Origin of the sequence: Halobellus captivus (genome assembly GCF_003697845.1) — an archaeon.
GTDB lineage: Archaea > Halobacteriota > Halobacteria > Halobacteriales > Haloferacaceae > Halorubrum > Halorubrum glutamatedens.
The window spans coordinates 40664-62538 of record NZ_RDQE01000014.1; the positions used below are offsets into that span (position 1 = coordinate 40664).

General features: G+C 68.5%; 18 protein-coding genes. 8 read left to right on the forward strand and 10 right to left on the reverse strand.

All coding sequences use genetic code 11. The annotated features are described in order from the left end of the window. The first annotated feature begins 27 nt into the window (after window positions 1-27). From EAO78_RS15085 to EAO78_RS15100, 4 genes are all read left to right on the forward strand, one after another. The gene (locus EAO78_RS15085; RefSeq protein ID WP_122106663.1) at window positions 28-831 is read left to right on the forward strand and encodes a molybdopterin synthase; all 804 of its coding nucleotides are present in this window, start codon (window positions 28-30) and stop codon (window positions 829-831) included. A gap of 419 nt (window positions 832-1250) precedes the next feature. Beyond that, window positions 1251-1511 carry a DUF7123 family protein gene (locus EAO78_RS15090; RefSeq protein WP_112077467.1) on the forward strand — a complete coding sequence of 87 codons (261 nt, stop codon included), beginning with the start codon at window positions 1251-1253 and terminating at the stop codon, window positions 1509-1511. A gap of 177 nt (window positions 1512-1688) precedes the next feature. Then, entirely contained in the window at window positions 1689-2840 is a 1152-nt protein-coding gene (locus tag EAO78_RS15095) for a site-2 protease family protein (RefSeq protein ID WP_122106664.1), read from the forward strand. A 6-nt stretch (window positions 2841-2846) separates the two neighbouring features. Then, window positions 2847-3626: an FkbM family methyltransferase gene (locus tag EAO78_RS15100; protein WP_122106665.1), complete on the forward strand. Its 780-nt coding sequence runs from the start codon at window positions 2847-2849 to the stop codon at window positions 3624-3626. 33 nt (window positions 3627-3659) lie between these two features. On the opposite strand, the gene EAO78_RS15105 is transcribed toward EAO78_RS15100, so the two are convergent. From EAO78_RS15105 to EAO78_RS15120, 4 genes are all read right to left on the reverse strand, one after another. After that, window positions 3660-5336, reverse strand: a complete 1677-nt coding sequence (locus EAO78_RS15105; protein ID WP_122106666.1) for an ABC1 kinase family protein — start codon at window positions 5334-5336, stop codon at window positions 3660-3662. Window positions 5337-5338: 2 nt separating this feature from the next. Next, window positions 5339-5788 carry an Hsp20/alpha crystallin family protein gene (locus tag EAO78_RS15110; RefSeq protein ID WP_122106667.1) on the reverse strand — a complete coding sequence of 150 codons (450 nt, stop codon included), beginning with the start codon at window positions 5786-5788 and terminating at the stop codon, window positions 5339-5341. A 52-nt stretch (window positions 5789-5840) separates the two neighbouring features. Then, on the reverse strand, window positions 5841-6539 hold the full coding sequence (locus EAO78_RS15115) for a DUF2391 domain-containing protein (RefSeq protein ID WP_122106668.1): 699 nt from the start codon (window positions 6537-6539) through the stop codon (window positions 5841-5843). Between the two features lie 116 nt (window positions 6540-6655). Continuing rightward, window positions 6656-7471 carry an alpha/beta fold hydrolase gene (locus EAO78_RS15120; protein WP_238987724.1) on the reverse strand — a complete coding sequence of 272 codons (816 nt, stop codon included), beginning with the start codon at window positions 7469-7471 and terminating at the stop codon, window positions 6656-6658. 220 nt (window positions 7472-7691) lie between these two features. On the opposite strand from EAO78_RS15120, the gene EAO78_RS15125 reads away from it, so the two are divergent. Both EAO78_RS15125 and EAO78_RS15130 read left to right on the forward strand, forming a co-directional pair. After that, entirely contained in the window at window positions 7692-7943 is a 252-nt protein-coding gene (locus EAO78_RS15125; RefSeq protein WP_122106669.1) for an Hsp20/alpha crystallin family protein, read from the forward strand. Next, window positions 7940-10213 (forward strand): CDC48 family AAA ATPase, encoded by a 2274-nt coding sequence (locus tag EAO78_RS15130; RefSeq protein ID WP_122106670.1) that lies wholly within the window; start codon window positions 7940-7942, stop codon window positions 10211-10213. The genes EAO78_RS15125 and EAO78_RS15130 overlap by 4 nt, the downstream gene beginning before the upstream one ends. Window positions 10214-10250: 37 nt before the next feature. Here EAO78_RS15130 and EAO78_RS15135 read toward each other — a convergent pair whose 3' ends face one another. After that, entirely contained in the window at window positions 10251-10490 is a 240-nt protein-coding gene (locus tag EAO78_RS15135; protein WP_122106671.1) for a hypothetical protein, read from the reverse strand. 427 nt (window positions 10491-10917) lie between these two features. On the opposite strand from EAO78_RS15135, the gene EAO78_RS15140 reads away from it, so the two are divergent. Beyond that, a complete protein-coding gene (locus EAO78_RS15140) occupies window positions 10918-15264 on the forward strand; it encodes an adenosylcobalamin-dependent ribonucleoside-diphosphate reductase (protein WP_122106672.1) in 4347 nt (1448 codons plus the stop codon). 106 nt (window positions 15265-15370) lie between these two features. On the opposite strand, the gene EAO78_RS15145 is transcribed toward EAO78_RS15140, so the two are convergent. Then, window positions 15371-16885, reverse strand: coding sequence for a ribonuclease FAU-1 family protein (locus EAO78_RS15145; protein WP_238987725.1), 1515 nt, complete (start codon window positions 16883-16885; stop codon window positions 15371-15373). A gap of 227 nt (window positions 16886-17112) precedes the next feature. Between EAO78_RS15145 and EAO78_RS15150 the strand changes: the two genes are divergently transcribed. Beyond that, window positions 17113-18150, forward strand: a complete 1038-nt coding sequence (locus tag EAO78_RS15150) for a PrsW family intramembrane metalloprotease (protein WP_122106674.1) — start codon at window positions 17113-17115, stop codon at window positions 18148-18150. 20 nt (window positions 18151-18170) lie between these two features. Here EAO78_RS15150 and EAO78_RS15155 read toward each other — a convergent pair whose 3' ends face one another. From EAO78_RS15155 to EAO78_RS15170, 4 genes are all read right to left on the reverse strand, one after another. Further along, the gene (locus EAO78_RS15155) at window positions 18171-19151 is read right to left on the reverse strand and encodes an ROK family protein (RefSeq protein WP_122106675.1); all 981 of its coding nucleotides are present in this window, start codon (window positions 19149-19151) and stop codon (window positions 18171-18173) included. A gap of 169 nt (window positions 19152-19320) precedes the next feature. Next, window positions 19321-19803: a universal stress protein gene (locus tag EAO78_RS15160; protein ID WP_122106676.1), complete on the reverse strand. Its 483-nt coding sequence runs from the start codon at window positions 19801-19803 to the stop codon at window positions 19321-19323. Between the two features lie 221 nt (window positions 19804-20024). Next, window positions 20025-20408, reverse strand: coding sequence for a DUF5611 family protein (locus tag EAO78_RS15165; protein ID WP_122106677.1), 384 nt, complete (start codon window positions 20406-20408; stop codon window positions 20025-20027). 135 nt (window positions 20409-20543) lie between these two features. Next, the gene (locus EAO78_RS15170; RefSeq protein ID WP_122106678.1) at window positions 20544-21857 is read right to left on the reverse strand and encodes a DUF7093 family protein; all 1314 of its coding nucleotides are present in this window, start codon (window positions 21855-21857) and stop codon (window positions 20544-20546) included. Window positions 21858-21875: the final 18 nt, after the last annotated feature.

Genomic DNA, 21875 nt, shown 5'->3' on the forward strand with positions numbered 1-21875 from the left:
TAAGCCGCTCGCCGCCCGCGTTCGGGCATGCAACCGATCTCGATACTCGGTCCCGGGGCCGACGACCTCGCCGGGACGCTCGCGGAGCGGCTGGAGGGTCGCGTCGCCGTCGTCCGACGGGACGAGTCGAACGGACGCGGCGAGGGGGTCGGAACCGACGACGACACGACCCTCGCGCTCGCTCCGGACGGCACCTGGACGGGCCGTGGGACCGTCGACGGGTTCGACGCGCTCCTCGACCGGCTCGCACCCGACCACGACTTCCTCGTCGCGGTCGGCTACGCCCGGCTTCGGCTTCCGACCGTTCTCCTCGGGACCGACGCGGACCCGGACGACACGCCCGGGGACGTCGTCGCCCGCGGGGATGCCCCTGCGGACGTCGACGTCGACGACCTCCTCGCGACGCTCGACGCCGCGGAGCCGTGGATAACCCGCGAACTGCTCGTGAACCGGGTCGAGCGGTCGGCCGACGCGGAGCGGTCGGGCGCCATCGCGACGTTCACCGGGCGGGTTCGCGCGCGCGATGCCCCCGACGACGACCGCACGACCCACCTCGCCTTCGAGAAGTACGAGGGCGTCGCCCGCGAGCGCATGGACGCGATCGGCGCGGAGCTGACCGACCGTGAAGGGGTCTTCGAGGTGGCCTTCCACCACCGCACGGGCGTGATCGAGGCGGGCGAGGACATCGTCTTCGTGGTCGTCCTCGCTGGCCACCGGGCCGAGGCGTTTCGAGCCGTCGAGGACGGGATCGACCGGCTCAAGGACGAGGTCCCGATCTTCAAGAAGGAGACCACGGAGTCCGAGGAGTTCTGGCTCCACCAGCGGTCGTGAGCCTTCGGAGTCGACCGGCCGGCGATCCGCCCCGTCGACCCCACCGTACTCCCGAACGGATCCGCCACGGTCCGGGTCGATTCCTCCCTACTTCCGGACGATCCGTCCCGGCGTGCCGCCGTCTCCGGTGCGCGCGCTCGACCGGGATCGGTCCGTCCGCTCGCCACTGAATGGGCAATTTCTTCCGCTAAGCGTGCGCTCGACGATCGATCGACCTCCGGAGGAGACGGATCGTCGAGAATCATATCGAACGATTCTACATGAGCTATAAACGTTCTAACTTCCTCTAAAACTGTTATGAAACGTCAGCGGAGACGTTTTAGCGTTCGTTTGCTCCCTGAAAGGTGCTGAATCCCCCTGAAGGCCGTCCAACGGTCTCCCCTTTATAACATCCCCCGTCGCCATGGACGGGATGTACCATGAGCGCGACTGCGAACCCCTCCACGAACGCGGGCACGACCGACGACCTCTCCAAGGAGGAGCGGCTGAAGCGGTACCTGCTCGACCGCGCCGAAGACGGCGAGATGTACTTCAAAGGGAAGTTCATCTCGGACGACGTCGACCTCTCGCCGAAGGAGATCGGCGCGCTGATGGTGAAGCTCAGCGAGTCGGCCACCGAGCTCACCGTGGAGAAGTGGTCGTACACGGGTGCGACCACCTGGCGCGTCGAGTCCGCCTGATCGGTCACCGAACCGGCAAACCGGAACCGGGTCTACGAACCGGACGCGCTCGCTCGCGTGTCCCCGCCGACACCGCCTTCCGTTCGTATCCTTCCTTCGCCGCCGATCCGGTAGTCCCGGCTTCGTTCCGACTCCGGTGACGCGGGGTTTATACTCGACGACGGTCAACGACCGACGATGTCAGAACGCGAGGACGGGACGGCGTCGGCGACCGCCGACGTTCCCCGTCCCGACCCGCTCCGGACGTTCTTCCGCGTCGAGGAGGTCCGCCGCGAGGACGGTCGCGTTCGGTACGTGGGCGAGTCGTACATCCCCGAGCGAACGCTCCTCCGGAAGCTCGTCCCGGCGTTCCGCGAGGCCGGCTACGACGTCGACGTGGAGACGCTCGAGGACGGCCACGTCGTCGTCGCGACCCCGTTCGGCTACGGTCGTGACGGGGTCCCGTGGGTGAACGTCGGGCTCTTCCTCGCGACGGTGCTCTCGACGCTGTTCGTCGGCGCGTACGGCTGGTACTACGTCCCGCTCGCCGAGATCCGCGCGAACCCCCTCTCGATGCTGCGGGCGTGGCCGTTCACCGCCGCCGTCCTGGGCGTGTTGATGACCCACGAGCTGGGCCACTACGTCGCCGGCCGGTACCACGGCGTCGACGTGTCGTTGCCGTACGTCATCCCGTTCGTCTTCCCGTTCGGGACGCTCGGCGCCGTCATCCGGATGCGCGGCCGGATGCCCTCCCGGAAGGCGCTCTTCGACGTCGGCGCGGCCGGCCCCATCGCCGGGCTCGTCGCCACCGTGATCGTCACCGTGATCGGGCTCTCGCTCGACCCGATCCGCGTTCCGGCGGAGGTGGCGACCGGCTCCGGGACGATGATCCGGTTCAACAACCCGCCGCTTTTAGCCCTCATCGCCGACCTGATCGGCCAGCCGACCTCGTACGACGACCCCACACGGGCGGTCCACCCGGTGATCATCGGCGGCTGGGTCGGGATGTTCTTCACCCTCCTGAACCTGCTCCCGGTCGGCCAGCTCGACGGGGGCCACATGATCCGCGCGATGGTCGGACCGCGCCAGGAGACGATCGCGTCGCTCGTTCCCGGCGCGCTGTTCGCGATCGCCGCGTACCTCTACTACGGGCGCGGGCTCGGCTTCGACGAGTCGGTCGGCCTCTGGGCGTTCTGGGGGTTCTTCTCGCTGGTCATCGCCTTCAACGGCCCGGCGAACCCAACCGACGAGGCACGGCTCGATTGGCCCCGCGTCGCCGTCGGCGTGCTCACGTTCGGGGCGGGCGCGCTCTGTTTTCTCCTCGTCCCGATACAGGTCGTGACGGCCTGACCGGCGATGATCGACGTCCCCTCGCGGCTCGAACGGGTCGGGTTCCGGACGCTCTACCGGCTGGCGGACCTGACGTACGCGCTCGGGATCGCCACCCCGAAGCGCACGGTCGCGGGAACCTACTGGAGCTACGAGCCGACGAATCCCCACGGCGACGACCCCGGACTGGCCGTACTCGACCGGCTTCCGGACGACGCGACCCTCCTCGACGTCGGCGCGCACGTCGGCGAGCACGCGATCCCGCTCGCCGCGGGCACCGACCGCCGGATCGTCGCGTTCGAGCCCAACGGCGAGAGCGCGGACCGCCTGGTTCGGAACGCGACACGGAACGGACTCGACGAGCGGATCGACCTCCGACGAGTCGGCCTCGCCGACGAGCGCGGGTCGCTGCCGTTCTACCGCTCGACGTTCTCGAAGTGCTCCGCGTTCGACCGCGACCGCGCGACCCGCTGGGGCGCGCGGGTCGCCGCGGTCGAGGAGGTCCCCGTGTACCGACTCGACGGTCTCGTCGGCGGAACCGATTCCCCCGCCGCCCCTGGAGACCCGGTCCCGCCGCCGGACGCGATCAAGGTCGACGTCGAGGGCCACGAGCTGGGGGTGCTCCGGGGCGCGGAGGCGACGATCCGGACCCACCGGCCGCTGCTCGTCGTCGAGGTCCACGACGGTACCGCCGGGGGCGATCCGTCGAGGAACGTCGGCGACCACGCCGACGCCCTCCGGACGTGGCTCGCCGACCACGACTACGACGTGGAGGAACGGGGCGACGTCTGGGTCTGTCGGGGGTGACGGTCCCGTTCAACGCGTCGACGGCGTACGCCGTCAGTCGTCGCGGCGCTCCCGCATCCCCTGCCTGGTGAACTGCGGATTCCCCGGGATCGTCCGCCGCTTCTTGCGGAACGACCGGTACAACGCGACCGCGAGCGGGGTCGCGAGCAGGAGGACGACCGCGGCGAGCCGCCACTCCTCGGCGAACGAGTAGAGGATCGTCGCCGAGAGGACGCCGACCGCGAGCAGCACGGAGTAGGCGATCCGCATCGCCAGCTTGTCGAGCACCCGAGATTCGTCCTCGATGGTGACGTCGATGTGGAGGTCGCCGCGGTTCGCTCGGTCGAGGAACGCGTCGGCCTTCGGCGGGACCGTGAAGAGCGACTCCGTCGTCCGCTGGAGCTGTCTGCCGGCGTCCTCGGCGATCTCGCGGGCGGTCTGCTCGTAGTAGCCCTCCGCCTCCAGGTAGTCCGTCGCGGTCGCGATGAAGTCGAACTCGGGGTCGAGCGTGACGCAGACCCCCTCGACGACGGTGGCGACCCGAAGGACTAACGCGAGGTTCCGGGGGAGCCGCAGCGGGAACTCGTAGATGGTCGACTCCACCTGCTCGATGATCTGGTTGACGCGGTACTGTTCGATCTGCTCGCCGCGGGCGTCGGCGATGGCCAGGTCCATCACCTCGCCCATCACGTCGCGGTCGACCTCCGGCGAGAGCGTCCCCATCGAGATCAGGGTGTCGAGGATCGCGTCGGTGTCCTGTCTCGCGACCGCGACGTAGAACTCGACGATCTTCTCCTGGACGAACGGGTCGACCCGGCCGGACATCCCGAAGTCGTAGAAGACCACCCTCCCCTCGTCGTCGACGGCGAGGTTCCCCGGATGCGGGTCGGCGTGGAAGACGCCGTCGTCGATGATCATCTGGAGGTACACCTCCTGGAGCGTCGACGCGATCGCGGTCCGGTCGAGCCCCGCGGCGTCGAGCTCGTCGGTCCGGCTGATCTTCGTCCCGCCGATGTACTCCATCGTGAGCACGCGCGGGCCCGAGGCGGCCTCGTACACCTCCGGGATCCGGATCCGGTCGTCGCCCGCGAAGTTCGCCTTGATCTCCTCGAGCATCTCCCGCTCGCGCCGGTAGTCCATCTCCTCGCGGATGGTCTTCGCGAACTCCTCGGAGAGGTTCTCGATCGAGAACGCCCGGCCGCCCCCGATGAACCGCCGGACGATCGGGAGCGACCAGCGGATCGCCCGGAGGTCGGCCTCGACGAGCGATTCGATCCCGGGGCGACGGACCTTCACCGCCACGTCGTTCCCCTCGAACCGCGCGGTGTACACCTGCCCGAGGCTGGCCCCGCTTATCGACTCCGTGTCGAAGTCGTCGAACGTCTCCTCGACGGGGCCGAGCTCGTCTTCGAGAACGACCTTCGACTCCGCCCAGTCGGCGGGCGGCACGTCGTCCTGGAGCCCCTCGAGCACCTCGATGTAGGCGGGCGGGAGGACGTCCGGTCGGGTCGACAGCAGCTGGCCGAGCTTGATGAACGTCGGGCCGAGCGTGAGCAGGATGTCGAGCAGGACGTCGGCACGCTCGCGTTGGGTGGCCGCGTCGACGTCTCGACTCCGCCCGAACAGCAGGAACCGCTTCCGGTCCCGCCAGTAGGCGAGGATCAACGGCGAGAACCGGCGGATCACGACGAAGAAGCGCCAGTAGGCGCGGAGGTTGACCAGCGTGACCACCCTCAGGCGCCGTCGGATCCGTCCCCGTCCGTTCGCGTCCTCCCTCCGTCCGTCGTCGCACCGCCGTCGCCGTCGTCACTGCCGCCGTCGCCGTCGTCGCTTCCCTCGACCGGGATCCGGCGGGAGTCGGCGTCGGCGCGCTTGGGCAGGGTCACCTCGAGGACGCCGCGGTCCATCTCGGCGTCGGCGTCGTCGCCGTCGGCGTCCGGCGGCAGCGGGAGCTCGGCGTCGAGAAACAGCGGCCGGTCCTCCCGGACGTAGCGGAACCCCTCCGGCGTCGACTTCTCGCGACGGGCCTCGATGACGATCCGACCGTCCTCGAAGAGCACCTCCGTGGTCCCCGCGGTCGCGCCGGGGAGGTCGACGAGCAGGACGTACCCGTCGTCGGACTCGAGCAGGTCCGCAAACACCGCGTCCGGGAGGTCCCGAAGCGCGTCGCGTAGCGCTGACATGGAACGTCGTACGGTCGCCCCGGCGAAAAACCTGTGGTACCCGTTCGGCCGCTCAGTCGTCGTCGAACATCTCCCCCAGCTCATCGAAATGGTCGCTCACGTCCCGTCCGGTCGACTCCCCGGGAAGGATGTCGCCGAGCGCGCCGCCGAACGCCGCCCCGCCCCAGACGACGGTCACTCTGGCGAACGCCTCCAGCGCCGTCGGGTCCTCCGCGAAGAGCCGCCCCCACAGCACCATCAGCCCCGCGGAGACGAGGAACGCGACGGTCAGGACGCCGACGAGCCGACGGGGAACGAGCCCGAAGATCGGCCGGTACACCCGAACGTCCCGGAAGTCGGCGTAGTACAACAGCCCGGTCGTCACGCCGACGACGAAACAGACGTGGGCGGCGAGGTAGACGGGGAACCCCGCGACCCGCGCCGTCGCGAACCACGCCGCGATCTCGAAGACGCCCCCTTCGACGAGAAGCGGGAGCGCGAAGACGATCCCGCCGACGAACGACTGGGCGATGTCCCGGCCCGTGTACTTACTGATCCGCGTCGTGAACGCCTCGCTTCCCGGCATCCGCTCCACCAGCGAGATCGTCTCCCGGACCCGCTCCCGTTCCTCGCGGTCGTCGACCGTCGCCTCCAGAGCGTCGAGCTGTGTCAGGAGGTCGTCGATGTCGGGATCCGACCGCTCGCCGCCGGGACCGTCCCCCGCGGTATCGCTCGCGGCCGGCTCGGAGCTCCGGTCGTCGTCGATTCCCATGAGTCCCGGGTCGCCGGCGGCGGGCAAAAAGGTGCGCGACGAACGGAGGGGAGCGGGAGGGTCAACGGTCAGCCGAGTCCGTGGCCAGCCGAGTCCGTGGTCAGCCGAGTCCGCCGTCAACCGAGCCGATCCAGGAACTCCGCGAGGACCGAGTTGAAGTCGGCGGGGGCTTCGAGCATCGCGAGGTGGGCGGCGTCGTCGATCCCGGCGTACTGGCCGTCCGGGATCCGGTCGGCCAGGAACTCGTGATACCGCGGCGGCGTCAGCGCGTCGTGTTCGCCGACGACCGCCAGCGTCGGAACGCCCACCGCGTCCAGTCGCTCGCGCACGTCGAACCGGTCGCAGGTGAGGAAGTCGCGCTCGGTCACCGCCCTCCCGCAGTCGGCCATCGTCGCCCGCGACCGCTCGAGGAGTCGATCGGTCGCGTCGTGGAACAGCCGATCGGGGCCGTGTAACAGCGACGTCGCCCGGTCGAAGTCGGTCGCGAGCGCGTCCAGCAGCTCCTCGTCCACGGTGAGCTTCGCGCCCGTGCCCGCGAGGACGAGTCCGTCGAGCGCGAGGTCGCGTTCGAGCGCGACCCACAGCGCGACTGCCCCGCCGAGCGAGTTGCCACAGAGGGCGTCCGCGTCGGTCGCCTCCGCGACGGCGACGACGTCGTCGGCGTAGGCGTCGAGCGTCGCCGCTCCCGCGGTCGTCCCCACGTCGTCGCTCTCGCCGTGTCCGGAGAGGTCGAGCGCGACGACCGGGAACCGGTCGCCCAGCCGAGCCTGGACCTTCCAGACGTCCGCGTTGCCGCAGCTCCCGTGGACGAAACAGACGGTCGATCCGTCGCCGCCGCGGTCGAAGCGGCGGTAGGCGGTCTCCCGGCCGTGGTGGGTGACTCGGTCTCTGTCCCCGTGATCCATGTCCCGATTCCCGCTCCCGTGATCCATGTTCCGGTCCTCGCACGCGAGCGGGATTAAACCGAGGGCGTCCACGGTCGACGAACCGAGGGCGTCCACGGTCGACGGGGATTTCCAGCGGACCGATCCGGCCGTCGGACGCGTCCACGCCGATCCGAACCGCAATACTACCGTTCGTCGGCACATATTCTCACGTCATGCGATTTTATCCGATTAGTTTAAATACTCTCGCGCCTAACTTGTGGTTAGGATGACTACCAGACAGACCCGATCGGTCGGCGACGGTTCGCTTCTTCGCCGGTACGAGTACGATGACGGGTGGGTCGTCGCCGCCGACGTCGGCGTCGACGACGAGGCGATCAGCGTCGACACCGTCGGCGACACGGCGATCGTCGTGATGGAGGGCGACGGCGAGCCGAGCGAATCGGAGTTCGAACTGCCCGGCGAGGCACGGGACGTCTCGGTGACGAACGGCGTGTTGACGATCGAGGGCGACCGATGAAACTCACCGTCAAACCGCTGAAACAGAAGGACGCCGGTCGCCGGCTCGCGGCGATCGACCGCGTCGCGGCCGAGGAGCTCGGGCTCTCCGGCGGCGATTTCATTCGCGTCGAGGGGTCCGAGGGGGCCGCCATCGCTCGCGTCTGGCCGGGGGACCCCGAGGACGACGGCACCGGCGTGGTCCGCATCGACGGGAAGCTCCGCCAGGAGGCCAGCGTCGGCATCGACGACCGCGTGACGATCGAGCAGGTCGACGTCGAGCCCGCGGACCGGATCACCATCGCGTTGCCACAGCGGCTCGGGATCCGCGGCAACATCGACGCGCTGATCCGCCGCGAGCTCGGCGGCCAGCCCGTCACTGAGGGCCAGAACGTCCGGCTCCCGCTCGGCTTCGGCTTCATGGGCGGGCAGTCGCAGGCGGTCCCGCTGAAGGTCGCGGGCACCTCGCCGTCGGGCACCGTCGTGGTGACCGACTCGACGGAGATCGAGATCTCCGAGAAGCCCGCCGAGGAGATCGTCGGCGGCGCGGGCGCGCCGGAGGGCGCGGCCGCCGACGGCTCGCCCGACGTCACCTACGAGGACATCGGGGGACTCGACGACGAGCTCGAGCAGGTCCGCGAGATGATCGAGCTGCCGATGCGCCACCCCGAGCTGTTCAAGCGGCTCGGCATCGACCCGCCGAAGGGCGTCCTGCTCCACGGCCCGCCGGGGACGGGGAAGACCCTGATCGCGAAGGCGGTCGCCAACGAGATCGACGCCAGCTTCCACACGATCTCCGGTCCGGAGATCATGTCGAAGTACTACGGCGAGAGCGAGGAGCAGCTCCGTGACGTGTTCGAGGAGGCCACCGAGGAGGCCCCCGCGATCGTGTTCATGGACGAGCTCGACTCCATCGCGCCGAAACGCGAGGAGGCCGGCGGCGACGTGGAGCGCCGCGTCGTGGCCCAACTGCTCAGCCTGATGGACGGGCTGGAGGAGCGCGGGGAGGTCGTCGTGATCGGCGCGACCAACCGCGTCGACGCGATCGACCCCGCGCTCCGGCGCGGCGGCCGGTTCGACCGCGAGATCGAGGTCGGCGTCCCCGACCGCGACGGACGCAAGGAGATCCTCCAGGTCCACACGCGGAACATGCCGCTGGTGGAGGGGATCGACCTCGACGAGTACGCCGAGAACACCCACGGCTTCGTCGGCGCGGACCTCGAGTCGCTGGCGAAGGAGTCGGCGATGCACGCGCTCCGCCGGATCCGTCCGCAGCTCGACTTAGAGAGCGACGAGATCGACGCGGACGTGTTGAACTCGATCCAGGTCACCGAGAACGACTTCAAGGAGGCGATAAAGGGGATCGAACCCTCCGCGCTCCGCGAGGTGTTCGTCGAGGTGCCGGACGTCACCTGGGACCACGTCGGCGGACTCGAGGACACCAAAGAGCGGCTCCGCGAGACGATCCAGTGGCCGCTGGAGTACCCCGAGGTGTTCGACCAGCTGGACATGGCGGCCGCGAAGGGCGTCCTGATGTACGGTCCGCCCGGGACGGGGAAGACCCTGCTCGCGAAGGCGGTCGCCAACGAGAGCGAGTCGAACTTCATCTCGATCAAGGGGCCCGAGCTGCTGAACAAGTTCGTGGGCGAGTCCGAGAAGGGCGTCCGCGAGGTGTTCAGCAAGGCCCGTGAGAACGCGCCCACCATCGTGTTCTTCGACGAGATCGACTCGATCGCGACCGAGCGCGGCAAGAACTCCGGCGACTCCGGCGTCGGCGAGCGCGTCGTCTCCCAGCTGTTGACCGAGCTCGACGGGCTCGAGTCGCTGGAGGACGTCGTCGTGATCGCGACGACGAACCGTCCGGACCTCATCGACTCGGCGCTGCTCCGGCCCGGCCGGCTCGACCGGCACGTCCACGTGCCGGTGCCCGACGAGGACGCGCGCCGGAAGATCCTCGACGTCCACACCCGCGAGAAGCCGCTCGCGGACGACGTCGACCTCGACGCGATCGCCCGCAAGACCGAGGGGTACGTCGGTGCTGACCTCGAGGCGGTGGCCCGCGAGGCGTCGATGAACGCCTCCCGGGAGTTCATCGCCAGCGTCCCGCGCGAGGAGGTCGGCGAGTCCGTCGGCAACGTCCGCGTGACGATGGCCCACTTCGAGGACGCCCTGTCGGAGGTGAACCCGAGCGTCACCCCCGAGACCCGGGAGCGCTACGAGGAGATCGAAAAGCAGTTCCAGCGCGCGGAGGTCGACGACTCCGCGGAGGCCGAGTTCGGCGCGTTCCAGTAGGCCGTCGTCCCTTCCACCACGAACGCTTTTTCGGGTTTCAGATCACTCCCGCCGTCGACAGCAGGAAGAGCGCGGCGACGACGACGATCCCGATCGTGACGAGCCGCCACGCGAGCTTCAACACGAACTTCCCGAGCACGATCACGACCGCGACGGCCACCAGCGCGACGAGCAGCTGTCCCATCGGGCTGGCGAGGATCCCGGCCTGAAGCGGTACCGACATCGCGTTCGCGGCGAGCGGAGCGGTCATGTCCGGGAGCACGGCGACCCCGGACATAAGCTTGTGGGCCGACGTCCGGCGATCCGACCGTCGAAATTAACACGTTCGTGATACGTACCGTGGTGGGTGTCGACACGTCGTCTCCCGTCGAGCGGCCGCGGACCCCGGATCGGTCCGTTTTTTCGACGAACGATCCGTCTCTCAACCCCCCTCTTGTTCGAATGCGATACCGTTCACGTACCCCGATATCGACGGATCAATATCAGTTTCACTCCGGTCTAACTACCCTTATGTGCTCGGACCCCGTTCGTTTCCGACGTACCCGAATTCGGCGTCAGACGCGCGGCACGGACGTTACATAACGAATCGGACACATAGATGCCCATCGGGTCCGAACATCCGAACGTACAAGGGCCCGCCTCGCCAGTACACCAACACTACAGATGATCCATATTCCACACCAACCGAGCGGGGTGACCGTCGAATGAGCAGCGACGGCGTCTCCGCGGACGAGCTCGAACTGCCGATCAAACGCACCACCGGCGAGACGATGGAGGACCGCCTCACGGCCAACGCGTATCACAACATCCTCCCCGCCCGCTACCTCCGGAAGGACGCGGACGGGAACCCGGCCGAGGAGCAGGAGGAACTGTTCGACCGCGTCGCGCGCAACGTCGCGCTCGCGGAGGCCGTCTTCGAGGCCGAAAAGCGGGACGTCGAGGTGACCGTCACGCCCGACCAGCTCAAGCCCGACCACCCGCGCCGGGACGAGCTCGCCGAGGAGGTCTTCGGCGCGGGCGTCTCCACCGACGACGAGGCGGAGACGACGCTATCGGCGCACAACGTCAACAAGTTCGCGTACGAGACGGTCGTCCCCGAGCTTCCCGACGGGATCCGCGATCACGTCGAGGGGACCGCGACGACGTTCCGTGAGGGAATGGAGTCGCTCTCGTTCATGCCGAACTCGCCGACGCTGATGAACGCGGGCGACGAGCTCCAGCAGCTCTCGGCGTGTTTCGTCGATTCGCCCGCCGACGACATCACCGACATCCACCAGACCGCGAAGGAGGCGGCAGAAGTTTTCCAGAGTGGTGGTGGCATGGGATACGCGTTCTGGAAGCTCCGCCCCTACGGCGACGCGGTCGGCTCCACCGGCGGGATCGCCTCCGGGCCGATCACCTTCATGCGCACCTTCGACCAGATGTGCTTCCCGCCCGGTACGAAAGTATTGACCCCGGACGGTCAGCGTCCGATCGAGGACCTCAACGAGGGAGAGTTGGTCATCGACGAAAACGGCGATACACGGCCGATCACCGGGACGATGGAGCGCCGCGTGGACGAGGAGCTCGTCGAGATCGTCCCGGAACGGCTGAACAAGCCGATACGGGCGACCGGCGAACACCCGTTCAAAGTGATCCGCGACGGCGAACCGGTGTGGATCGACGCGCAGGACATCACCGAGGACGATCTGCTGGTGCTCGGCCATGCGAACGACTCCAACGAGTTGTCTCTCGATGAACGGATCGATCTCTCCGAGGTCGCTTCCGGACCCCTCGTGTTCACTGACGGAGGCGTGGCAGTCAATCCGGAGTATTACGGCGTCACGAAGGGACCGAAGCCGCAGGTGATCGACTCGGAGGTTCCAGTCTCCGATCTCGCGACGATCGCGGGATGGTACCTCGCGGAAGGCTGTGTCGTGTACCGGCGCGGTCGTCCGAACGAGGTTACGTTTACCCTACACAGCGAGGAGCATGAGGAGGCGGCCGAGATCCGCGATGCGCTCGATTCGTTCGACGTCTCTTCCCGGATCGAGCGTGTCGAAGACCGGAACACGCTACACGTTCACGTGGAATCCGCCAGCTTCGCACAGTTCATCGAGAGCGTCTTCGGAACCGGTTCCAACGAAAAACGAATCCCCGAGTTCCTGTGGAACGCCCCGACGGAGACGCAGGCTCGTGTGGTCGAAGCGCTCTTCGATGGGGACGGGACGGTCGCAACCCGCGGCAACAGCCAGCGAGTGACCCTCCAGTTGACCTCGGAAGAGATCATTGACTGGGTGTTCCAAGTCGGACTCCGCTGTGGCGTACAGTTCTCACGACACGCTCGAACGCCTGCCGATAAGAAACCGACTCACTGGGTGAGCATGAGCGTCAGTACTGCCATTGGAACACCTCTGGAGAGACTGTTCGAGGACGTTTCCGATGACTTCCGCGCGGTCGATCGGACGAAGCAAGCGGCGGGACTCGAAGTCGTTCCCGTAGAATCGGTCGAGATGGTTCCGTACGAGGGACCGGTGTACAACGCCGAGGTCGCGGATACTCACACGTACATCGCTGAAGACCTCGTCGTCCACAACTGCGAGACGATCGCACAGGGCGGCGCGCGCCGCGGCGCGCAGATGGGCGTCATGCGCGTCTCGCACCCGGACGTCATCCAGTTCATCCACGCGAAGAACAAGGACGTCTCGCTGGCGCACACGCTGCGGCTGAACGACCCCGACGACTTCACGCACAACTCCTTCGCGGACGCCTTAGAGGAGGCTCGCGGCCTCATCGACGAGGACGGGAAGGTACCGGAACACCTCCGGAACGCCGTGGAGGGCCACCTCTCGAACTTCAACATCAGCGTCGGCGTCACCGACGACTTCATGGAGGCGCTGTACGCGGGCGAGGAGTTCACCTTCACCAACCCCCGCACCGAGGAGCCCCACGTCGCCACCCCGGAGACGAAGGAGCTCTACGAGATGTTCGACCTCGGCGAGCACGTCGAGGTCGGCGAGGTCCTCTCGGTCCCGGCCGCCGAGCTGTGGGACCACATCGTCGACGGCGCCTACGAGAACGGCGAGCCGGGCGTTATCTACCTCGAACGGGTGAACAAAGAACATTCCTTTGATATAGAAGAAAATCCAAGCCATAGGATTCTCGCAACAAATCCCTGCGGTGAACAGCCGTTGGAGGAGTACGAGGCCTGTAACCTCGGCCACATCAACCTCTCGACGCTGGCCTCGCTCGACGCGCCCGACTGGCGCGTCTGGAACGAGGAGCACGGCGACGAGTACGACTCCCACGAGGCGGCCGTCGACGCCTTCCTCGAGGAGGCGATCGACTTCGGGGAGTTCGACGACCGGATCGCCTACGGCACGCGGTTCCTGGAGAACGTCGTCACGATGTCGGACTTCCCGGTCGAGGAGATCGAGCAGAAGGTCCGCGAGATGCGGAAGATCGGCCTCGGAGTCATGGGCCTCGCCCAGCTGTACGTCCAGCTCGGCGTCCGGTACGGCTCGGAGGAGGGCAACGAGATCGCCCGCCAGCTGATGACCCACATCAACCACGAGTCGAAGCGCACCTCCCACGAGCTCGCCGAGGAACGCGGCGTCTTCGACGACTGGGCCGACTCGAAGTACGCGGACCCGACGGAGCACCGCGAGTGGTTCGAACACCACACGGGGCTCGACGCCGACGAGTGGGCGGACGGCTTCCCGATCCGCAACCACAACACGACGACGATCGCGCCGACGGGCACCACGTCGATGATCGGAAACACGACGGGCGGCTGTGAGCCCATCTACAACGTCGCGTTCTACAAGAACGTCTCCGACGACGTGCAGGGCGACGAGATGCTCGTCGAGTTCGACGACTACTTCCTGCGGACGCTGGAGGCGAACGACGTCGACGTCGACGCCGTCAAGCGCGAGGCGCAGGAACAGATGGCGGAAAACGAGTTCGACGGCGTCGAGGGGTTGGAGACCGTTCCGGCCGCGATCGGCGAGCTGTTCGTCGTCACCGGCGACCTCTCGGGGATCGAACACGCCGCGGTCCAGTGTGCGTGTCAGGAGGGCGTCGACTCGGCCATCTCGAAGACGTGTAACTTCCCGAACGACGCCACCGCCGCCGACATGGAGGAGGTGTACCGCTACATCTACGACCACGGCGGGAAGGGCGTCACCGTCTACCGCGACGGCACCCGCTCGAAGCAGGTGCTCACCACCCGCGCGAAGAACACGGAGTTCGCCGACGAGTCGGAGGCCGCGGAGACGATCGTCGATCAGATCCGCGAGGTGTTCGGCGGCCTGGAGGCGTTCCTCGACAACGAGGACGTCCAGGCGGCCGTCGACACGGAGATATCGGCGCTTCTCGAGTCCGCGGACCGACCGGAGGTCGACTACACGGAGACCCGGCCCCGCCCCGACTCGCTGTCGGGCGTGACCCAGCGCGTCGAGACCGGATACGGAAAGCTGTACGTCACCATCAACGAGGACGAGGACGGCCGGCCGTTCGAGCTGTTCGCGAACATCGGCCACTCCGGCGGCTACACCAACTCCTTCACCGAGGCGCTCGCGAAGGTCATCTCGACCGCGCTCCGTTCCGGGGTCGACCCCGAGGAGATCGTCGACGAGCTGCAGGGCACCCGGAGCCCGAAGGTCGCCTGGGACAAGGGCGAGCAGATCCAGTCGATCCCGGACGCGATCGGCACCGCGCTCCGTCGCTACCTCGACGACGAGATCGACAAGGGGATCCCCCAACAGCAGAGCCTCGACGACGTCGAGGGCGACACGGCGGAGGCGGACGACGCGACCGCGGACGCGGTGGACTCGGACGCCGTCGCCGACCCGCAGAGCCAGACCGACGGCGGCGCGGTCGCGGACGAGAGCTCGGCCGAATCACCGGGCGATTCCGGACCCTCGACCGGTCCGGGAGCCGACGACGGCGACGTCACGCGGGACCTCATCGCGGCCGGCGAATCGCCCGAGTGTCCCGAGTGCGGCGGGATGAACCTCTACTTCTCGGAAGGCTGCAAGACGTGCGAGTCGTGCGGCTGGTCCGAGTGTTGAGGTCGGATCCCTCCCACGACTGAGATCGTGGGCTTCCTCCGTGTGTTTCCGCGACATACGAGAGGACGGCGAGAGCGGACTCGGTACCGTTCAGTCGGAAAGGTAGTCATAGCGCGTTTTCCAGCGCCGAGGCGACGCTTCGGGCCTTCTCGGCGAGCGCCTCCGGAGTGTCACCGGCCGCGACGGACGCGTCGAGGAGGTCGTCGTCGACGCGCTCGATCGTTCCGTCGGCGTGTTTGACCACGTCGACGTGGAGGTCGACGTAGCGGGCGGCCTCCGGAAACACCTCGACGGGAGTACAGACGTTGACGTAGGTCCCCTTCACGGTCCCGTCGGAGCCGCGATAGGTTGTGGGATACCACCATCGGTCCTCCTTGAGGCTCGTCACCGCGACGTCGCCGGCCTCCCTGCGGGTGCCGAGCTCGTCGTAGCGCCCGCCCGGCGTCATCTCCCGCTCGACGGTGAGGGACCCGTCGCCGTCGACCCCGGTCACGTCGCCCTCGCCGAGAGTGATCAGCCGGCCGTCGGGCTTACCGTGTTCGAGCCGGAGCCGGTCGCCCTCGGCCGGGCCGAAGGAGTCGCACACGGCGGCGAAGGGGAAGTCGGCGTCGGGGTCCGGGTCACAGATCGCCTCCGCGAAGTCGACGCCCGCCGACGCCGACCCCGAGCCGGCCTTGATACGGTGATGGCCGGGCATCGTCGCGGTCACCTCCCGCCGGACCGAATCGAGCGCGAAGCGCGACTCGCGACCGAACCAGAGCCACACGACCGCGTTCGGGCGGGCGAGCGGTTCGGGTCGCACCGGGGACGATCCCGTGAGGGGGCCGAGGTCGTCGACGTCGGGGTCACCGCCGGGGTCGGCTCCGACCGCCTCGACGAGCCGATCGGCGTCGGAAACGGCGCGTTCCAGTCCCGCCTCGAGTTCGTCCATGTCGGCGTCGAGCGCGGCCGAGCCCCAGACCGCGCGCCACCCGTCCGGCGGCTCGATCCCGAGGAGGTCGGTCATCCCCGCCAGCTCGCGGGCCGCCTCGTCGTTCCGAACGTCGACGCGGGTCCCCGAGCCGGGCTCCAGCGTGACGAGTCCCCCCCCGACCCGCAGCTCCGTGTCCAGCTCCGGTCGACGCGACGACCAGGGCGCGGACGACGACGTCACCTGCGTTCGCACCCGGTCGCCGGTCTCGATCCGGGCGTCGACGCGGTCGTACGGGAGGTATCCCTCGACGGATTCGCCCGAGTCGGGGCCGTCGTCCGGGGAGTCGGCGTCGTTCCCGCTTCCGTCGGCGGGCCCGACGGCGAGGTCGACGACCGCGCCGCCCCCGAGCGTCTCCGTCACTTCGCCGTCGAGGACGGTCCCGACCGGCGTCGGGTCGACCCACGCGAGGGTGTCGATCCCGACGCCGACGAGCAGGTCCCGGAGCGTCGCGACCGCATCGGGATCGCCGGCGATCCCGACGCCCTGGCGGTCCTCGGTCGTGGAGACGGTCGCGTCCGGCGGAGCGGCGTAGAACGTCGCGTCGAATCGGCTGCGGATCGGCCGCGAGGCGTCGACGACGGCGTGGTCGGCCTCGAGCAGGAGTCCCGTCAGCGCGGTGGCGTAGATCCCGCGAACCCGCGCGTTCACGCCGCCCCACCCGGATTCGATCGCGTCTCGCTCGCGTTCCAGCGTCGTCCATCGGCGTCCATGTCGGGGTTTTCGGCCCCGACCGCTTGAACCTCCGGTGTTCGGCGAGGGATTCGTCCGGCGGATGCGACGATCACGCCCGCATCCGCGGCGGCAGGTTCGCATCCGCGACGGCAACGTTCTCCCGACGGCGACCGCTTAAGTCGGATCGGGACGAACCCGCTCGCATGGACTCACGGTCGGACCCCGTCCAGCGGGCCGACGACGAGGGGCGAGACCTCTACGACGTCGCCACGTGGGAGGAGCGGACCTCCCTCGACGGGCTCTCGGTCGCGCTGTACTGGCTCCTCACCCGCTCGGCGAAGGCGCTCGTCGTCCTCCTCGCCGGGATCATTCTCCTCACCATCTTCGGGTCGTTCGGCGCGGGACTCCTCTTCGACCCGACGATGGCCGCGCTCCTTGCGCTGTCCGCGGTCCCCGCGTTCGGGCTCGCCGCGTACGTGTACGTCTCGGACGTCACGACCGGCGAGCCGCTCTCGCTTCTGGTCGCGACGTTCCTGTTGTCGGTGTTGACCGCGACGTTCGCGGCCGTCCTCAACGGCGTCGCCCGTCCGATCTTCGAACCGCTCGGCTTCCTCGGGCTCGTGCTCTTCTTCTTCGTCGTCGTCGGCCCGATAGAGGAGACGGTGAAGCTGCTCGCCGTGCGGCTGTACGCGTACACCGACGCCCGGTTCGACGCCGTGATAGACGGCGCGGTGTACGGCGCGATCGCCGGGCTCGGCTTCGCCGTCATCGAGAACCTGCTGTACATCGCACGGAACGTCGACATGACGGAGCTCTCGCTCGGGTTCGCGGCGCTCGGTGCCGGAGACGGCATCGCCGCGCTTCGCGCGCTCGCGGGCCCCGGCCACGTCGTCTACTCCGCGTTCGCGGGATACTACCTCGGGCTCGCGAAGTTCAATCCCGAGAACCGCGGCCCGATCGTGATCAAGGGGCTCGTGATCGCGGCGACGATCCACGCGCTGTACAACACGCTCGTGGGACCGGCCACCGTCGTCGTCGCCTCGATCTCCGGGCTCCCGCAGGTGCCGGCCCTCTTCGTCTTCGTCGTCGTCTTCCAGGGCTTCTTCGGGTATCTACTGGTGCGGAAGCTCCGACGCTATCGGGACGTGTACCTCGCGACGCGAGACGCGAGAGCGAGCGGCGCGGCGGGCCACGGACGCGGCCCGGAGGCGGCCCCGGAGCTGGACGAGTTCGAGGAGTAGTCGATCGAGGAGCGACCCTCCTAGGGGGGCGACTCGACGCGGGAGCGGTCGCCGGTCCCGCCGGTGAGCGCGCTCGCGAGCGCCCCCTTGACGACGACGTCGTCGCCGAGGTCGGTCAGGCGGATCTCCGGGACGTTGATGAACACCATGTCCGCGAGCTTCTCGCGCACCGGATCGAGGACGCGCTCGGGGTTGTTGAGCGCGACCGCGCCGCCGACGCTGACGACGAGGGGCGCGTACGCGTGGATCACGTTCGCGATGCCCATCGCGTTCCAGTGGGCGAGCTGGTCTATCACGTGGTCCGCGAAGACGTCCTCTCCGGCCGCCTCGAAGACGTCGACCGCGGAGAAGTCGGGGTCCTCGATCGGGAGCGCGGTCTCGATCGGGTCCTCCTCGTGGAGCTCGCGGGCGTACTTCGGGATGTTGTTGCCCGAGCAGTATCCCTCCCAGTGGCCGTCGAGACCGCAGCCGCAGGTCATGAACCCGTGTGGGTCGACGGTCATGTGGCCGACCTCGCCGGCGTTGCCGTCCCAGCCCGAGAGGACGTTGCCGTCGACGGCGACGCCGGCGCCGATCCCCGAGGAGACGGTGAGGTACACCATGTCGTCGGGGTTGCGCTCGGAGTGGAACCGTTCGCCGATCACGCCCGCGTTGGTGTCGTTGTGGAGGTGAACCTCCTCGGTGTCGAGCAGCCGCGAGACCGGACCGACGAGCGGGATCCGCTCGACGGTATCCGGGAGGTTCGCCGGGTTCAACACGACCCCGGCCGCGAGGTCGAGCGGGCCGATGGAGCCGATCCCGGCGGCGAGGACCTCATCCGGGTCGACGTCCGCCTCCGCACACGCGTTCCGGACGACGCTCAACACCGCCTCGGTGACGGCGATGCCGGTCGGGCCACGGGGGGTCCCGCGCGCGTCGGAGCCGAGCACGGTCGCCGTCTCGTCGCCGACGACCGCGCGGACGTTCGTCGCGCCGAGGTCGACGCCCACGTAGTAAGCCATCGGCGGAAAGAGGTTCCCGTTACCACTTAATCGGGACGGTTCCGTCGGGTGTCGTGGCGACCGAGGCACGCCGCAGGTACGTCACCGGGACCCGCCGCGGGCTCGTCACCGCCTCGTTGCCGTTCCTCGTCGGCGTATCCGTGTGAAAAGGGCGTTATCTGGACGGGTTTCAGGGTGCGACGCGACGTTTCGACTCGGTCGGCTCCTCACGCACGAACGTCACGGGACACGGCGCGGAGAGGATCACTTCCTGGGCGACGCTGCCGAAGACCGCCTTCCCGGTCGGCGAGCGGTGTCGACCGCCGACGACGACCCGATCGGCGCCGGTCTCCTCGGCCAGTTCGACGATCTCGTCCGCGTGGTCGCCGACCGCGCCGCGGACGGCGTGGTCGACGCCCGCCTCCGTGAGCGCCTTGGAGATGGTTCGGGTGGTCGTGTGGCGTTTCGCGACCGCGTCCGGAGTCGAGCCCTCGCTCTCCGGGTCGACGCCGAGGTTCGATCGAACCTCGGCGAACTCGTCGTCGTCGAACACGTGTGCGAGCACGACCGTGGCTCCGGTGGGCTGCGCGACGCTCGTCGCCTCCGCGGCGAGTCGTTCGGTTCGCTTCTCGTCCTCGCTTCCGACCGCTAACAGGATCGTTTCGATGCTCATACCTCCCGTTGGTGGCCGACGCTCTTAAGAGTACTGATTTTTAACTCAATATCGAATTAATATTCGTTACAGGGTGAAGCGGGCGGGAGACGGGGAGAGCGGGAGTGGCGACTCGGCGAGGAGCTCGCAAATCACGAGTTTTCGACGAAGACGACGATGGCGCCGCTCGGCGATCGACGACCGGCGGGGAGAACGGAGGGGAGCCGGAATCGAGCGGGAGCTCAGTAGTCGGGCGCGTCGTCCTCGACCTCGCGTTTCAGCGAGTCGCGCCGTGACTTGGCGTCGCGACCGGTGGCCTCGAGCAGGAACTCGTTCTTCGCGTCGACCGCGTCGGCGGCGGCGTCGGCGTTCCCCTCGGCGATGACCTCCTCGGCCGGACGTTCCTCGAAGTGGACCGCGAGTTTGTCCTTCTTGCCGCCGTACTCGGCCGCGCCCGCGACGATCCGCTCGAAGACGGGGTTGTCGGGGTCCTCCACCACGTACAGCTCGTGACCGTCGTACTCCTCGGTGTCGGTGACCGATCCGAAGTACTCCTCGATGGAGCCTTTGAGGTCCGGCATGCGCTCGTCGAGATGCTCACCGCGGCGCATCTTGTACTGCTTCATGCTGCGACCGTTCGACAGGGGCGCGTAAACCAGTTTCGTCACGGAGAACTGGCGTCACGTGGCGGGTTCAGGGCTCGAAACGGCGAGGAGGGAGGGGACGAAAACGATGGAGAACGGAGCGAACCGACCGGGCGACTATCGCGGCCGTTCCGCGACGTAGCCGCGTTTACACTCGGGACAGATGTCGCCCGCACGCATCGAACTCCCGTCGGACTCGAGAGTCATACCACACTCGGGGCAGTAGTACTCGGTCGGCGTCTTCCTCGATCCCTCGGTCTCGAGCGCCGGGTCCTCCTCTCGAGTGATCCCGGAACCCGGACCGGCCGACCCGTCGCCGAGAGCTCCCGACCCCTCACTGGGGCCGTCGGCCGCGTCGTCGGACTCGTTTCCGAGAGCGATGCCCGCGGACCCGGACGTCGACGTCCGACCCGCCGGCTCGACGTACTCCGCGTCCGCGGACTCCGTGGCCGGCTCGGCGGCCTCGGGCGTGAGGCCGCCGAACTCGACGCCGCTGTCGCCGTCGTCGCCGAACTCGGCGTCGAACCCCTCGTCCTCGCCCTGCTGTTCGGGCCAGGGCGTCGCCTCGAACGTCGCGTCGTCGTCGTCCGCCTCGACCTCCGGCCACTCGCCACGGTCGCGGTCGTCCACGGCGCCCGCGTCGTCCTCGTCGTCGAGGATGACGCCGTCGTCGTCCGCGGCGCCATCGTCGTTTTGGGCTCCCTTAGCGGCGTGATCACGGTCGACGTCGAAGTCGCCGGAATCGCCGGAATCGCCCGGAGAGTCCGCGGACGCGTCGACGCCGTCGGGCGCGTCGTCCGCGCCGACCGTGTCGGACGCGTCGTCCGTATCCGACGGATCGGACGGAGCCGACGGAGTCCGGGAATCGTCGGCCGATCCGTCGGCCGCGTCCCCGTACGGCCCCTCGTCGATCAGCTCCGCCCCCTCGTCGTCCGCCGCGACCCCGCGGTCGGCGTCGACGGGCGCGTCGATCCGGTCGGAACCCGCCGGCGGTGCGTCTCCCGAGCCGGCGTCCGTCGCGGATGACGTCCCGTCGAGTATCTCCGCGTCGTCCCCGTCGGGACCGCCGACGTCGACGCCGGCGGTCGCGCCGCCGTAGTCGATGTCGGGACCACGGTCCGCTTCGCCGGCGTCGGGCGACGACTCCGCGGGCGTTCCGGCGCCGTCGGGGCCGTCAGCCGATCCGGTCGGCTCGGTCCGTTCCGGCGGGCCGGTCGGCCCGGACGACGACGCCTCCCCGCCCGTCGCCTGGTCGGTCAGCTGTTTCATCGTCGTGACCTCGGTGTTCTCGCTGACGACCTGCGTCTCGCCGCAGCGAGCGCAGGTCTTCACCTCCCTGACGGTCGTGACGACTTCCTTGCCGTCCTCCTCGCGCTCGCGCTCTATTTCGGGCTCCGAGAAGTCGTGCCCGAGCAGACACCTGAGTCCCATTACACCACCCTGCGGTGC

Bases quoted from the DNA above. Each gene is read 5' to 3' on its own strand.
- EAO78_RS15085 (WP_122106663.1), top strand. From the start codon at position 28: ATGCAACCGATCTCGATACTCGGTCCCGGGGCCGACGACCTCGCCGGG.
- EAO78_RS15090 (WP_112077467.1), top strand. From the start codon at position 1,251: ATGAGCGCGACTGCGAACCCCTCCACGAACGCGGGCACGACCGACGAC.
- EAO78_RS15095 (WP_122106664.1), top strand. From the start codon at position 1,689: ATGTCAGAACGCGAGGACGGGACGGCGTCGGCGACCGCCGACGTTCCC.
- EAO78_RS15100 (WP_122106665.1), top strand. From the start codon at position 2,847: ATGATCGACGTCCCCTCGCGGCTCGAACGGGTCGGGTTCCGGACGCTC.
- EAO78_RS15110 (WP_122106667.1), bottom strand. From the start codon at position 5,788: ATGTCAGCGCTACGCGACGCGCTTCGGGACCTCCCGGACGCGGTGTTT.
- EAO78_RS15115 (WP_122106668.1), bottom strand. From the start codon at position 6,539: ATGGGAATCGACGACGACCGGAGCTCCGAGCCGGCCGCGAGCGATACC.
- EAO78_RS15120 (WP_238987724.1), bottom strand. From the start codon at position 7,471: ATGGATCACGGGAGCGGGAATCGGGACATGGATCACGGGGACAGAGAC.
- EAO78_RS15125 (WP_122106669.1), top strand. From the start codon at position 7,692: ATGACTACCAGACAGACCCGATCGGTCGGCGACGGTTCGCTTCTTCGC.
- EAO78_RS15130 (WP_122106670.1), top strand. From the start codon at position 7,940: ATGAAACTCACCGTCAAACCGCTGAAACAGAAGGACGCCGGTCGCCGG.
- EAO78_RS15135 (WP_122106671.1), bottom strand. From the start codon at position 10,490: ATGTCCGGGGTCGCCGTGCTCCCGGACATGACCGCTCCGCTCGCCGCG.
- EAO78_RS15140 (WP_122106672.1), top strand. From the start codon at position 10,918: ATGAGCAGCGACGGCGTCTCCGCGGACGAGCTCGAACTGCCGATCAAA.
- EAO78_RS15150 (WP_122106674.1), top strand. From the start codon at position 17,113: ATGGACTCACGGTCGGACCCCGTCCAGCGGGCCGACGACGAGGGGCGA.
- EAO78_RS15155 (WP_122106675.1), bottom strand. From the start codon at position 19,151: ATGGCTTACTACGTGGGCGTCGACCTCGGCGCGACGAACGTCCGCGCG.
- EAO78_RS15160 (WP_122106676.1), bottom strand. From the start codon at position 19,803: ATGAGCATCGAAACGATCCTGTTAGCGGTCGGAAGCGAGGACGAGAAG.
- EAO78_RS15165 (WP_122106677.1), bottom strand. From the start codon at position 20,408: ATGAAGCAGTACAAGATGCGCCGCGGTGAGCATCTCGACGAGCGCATG.
- EAO78_RS15170 (WP_122106678.1), bottom strand. From the start codon at position 21,857: ATGGGACTCAGGTGTCTGCTCGGGCACGACTTCTCGGAGCCCGAAATA.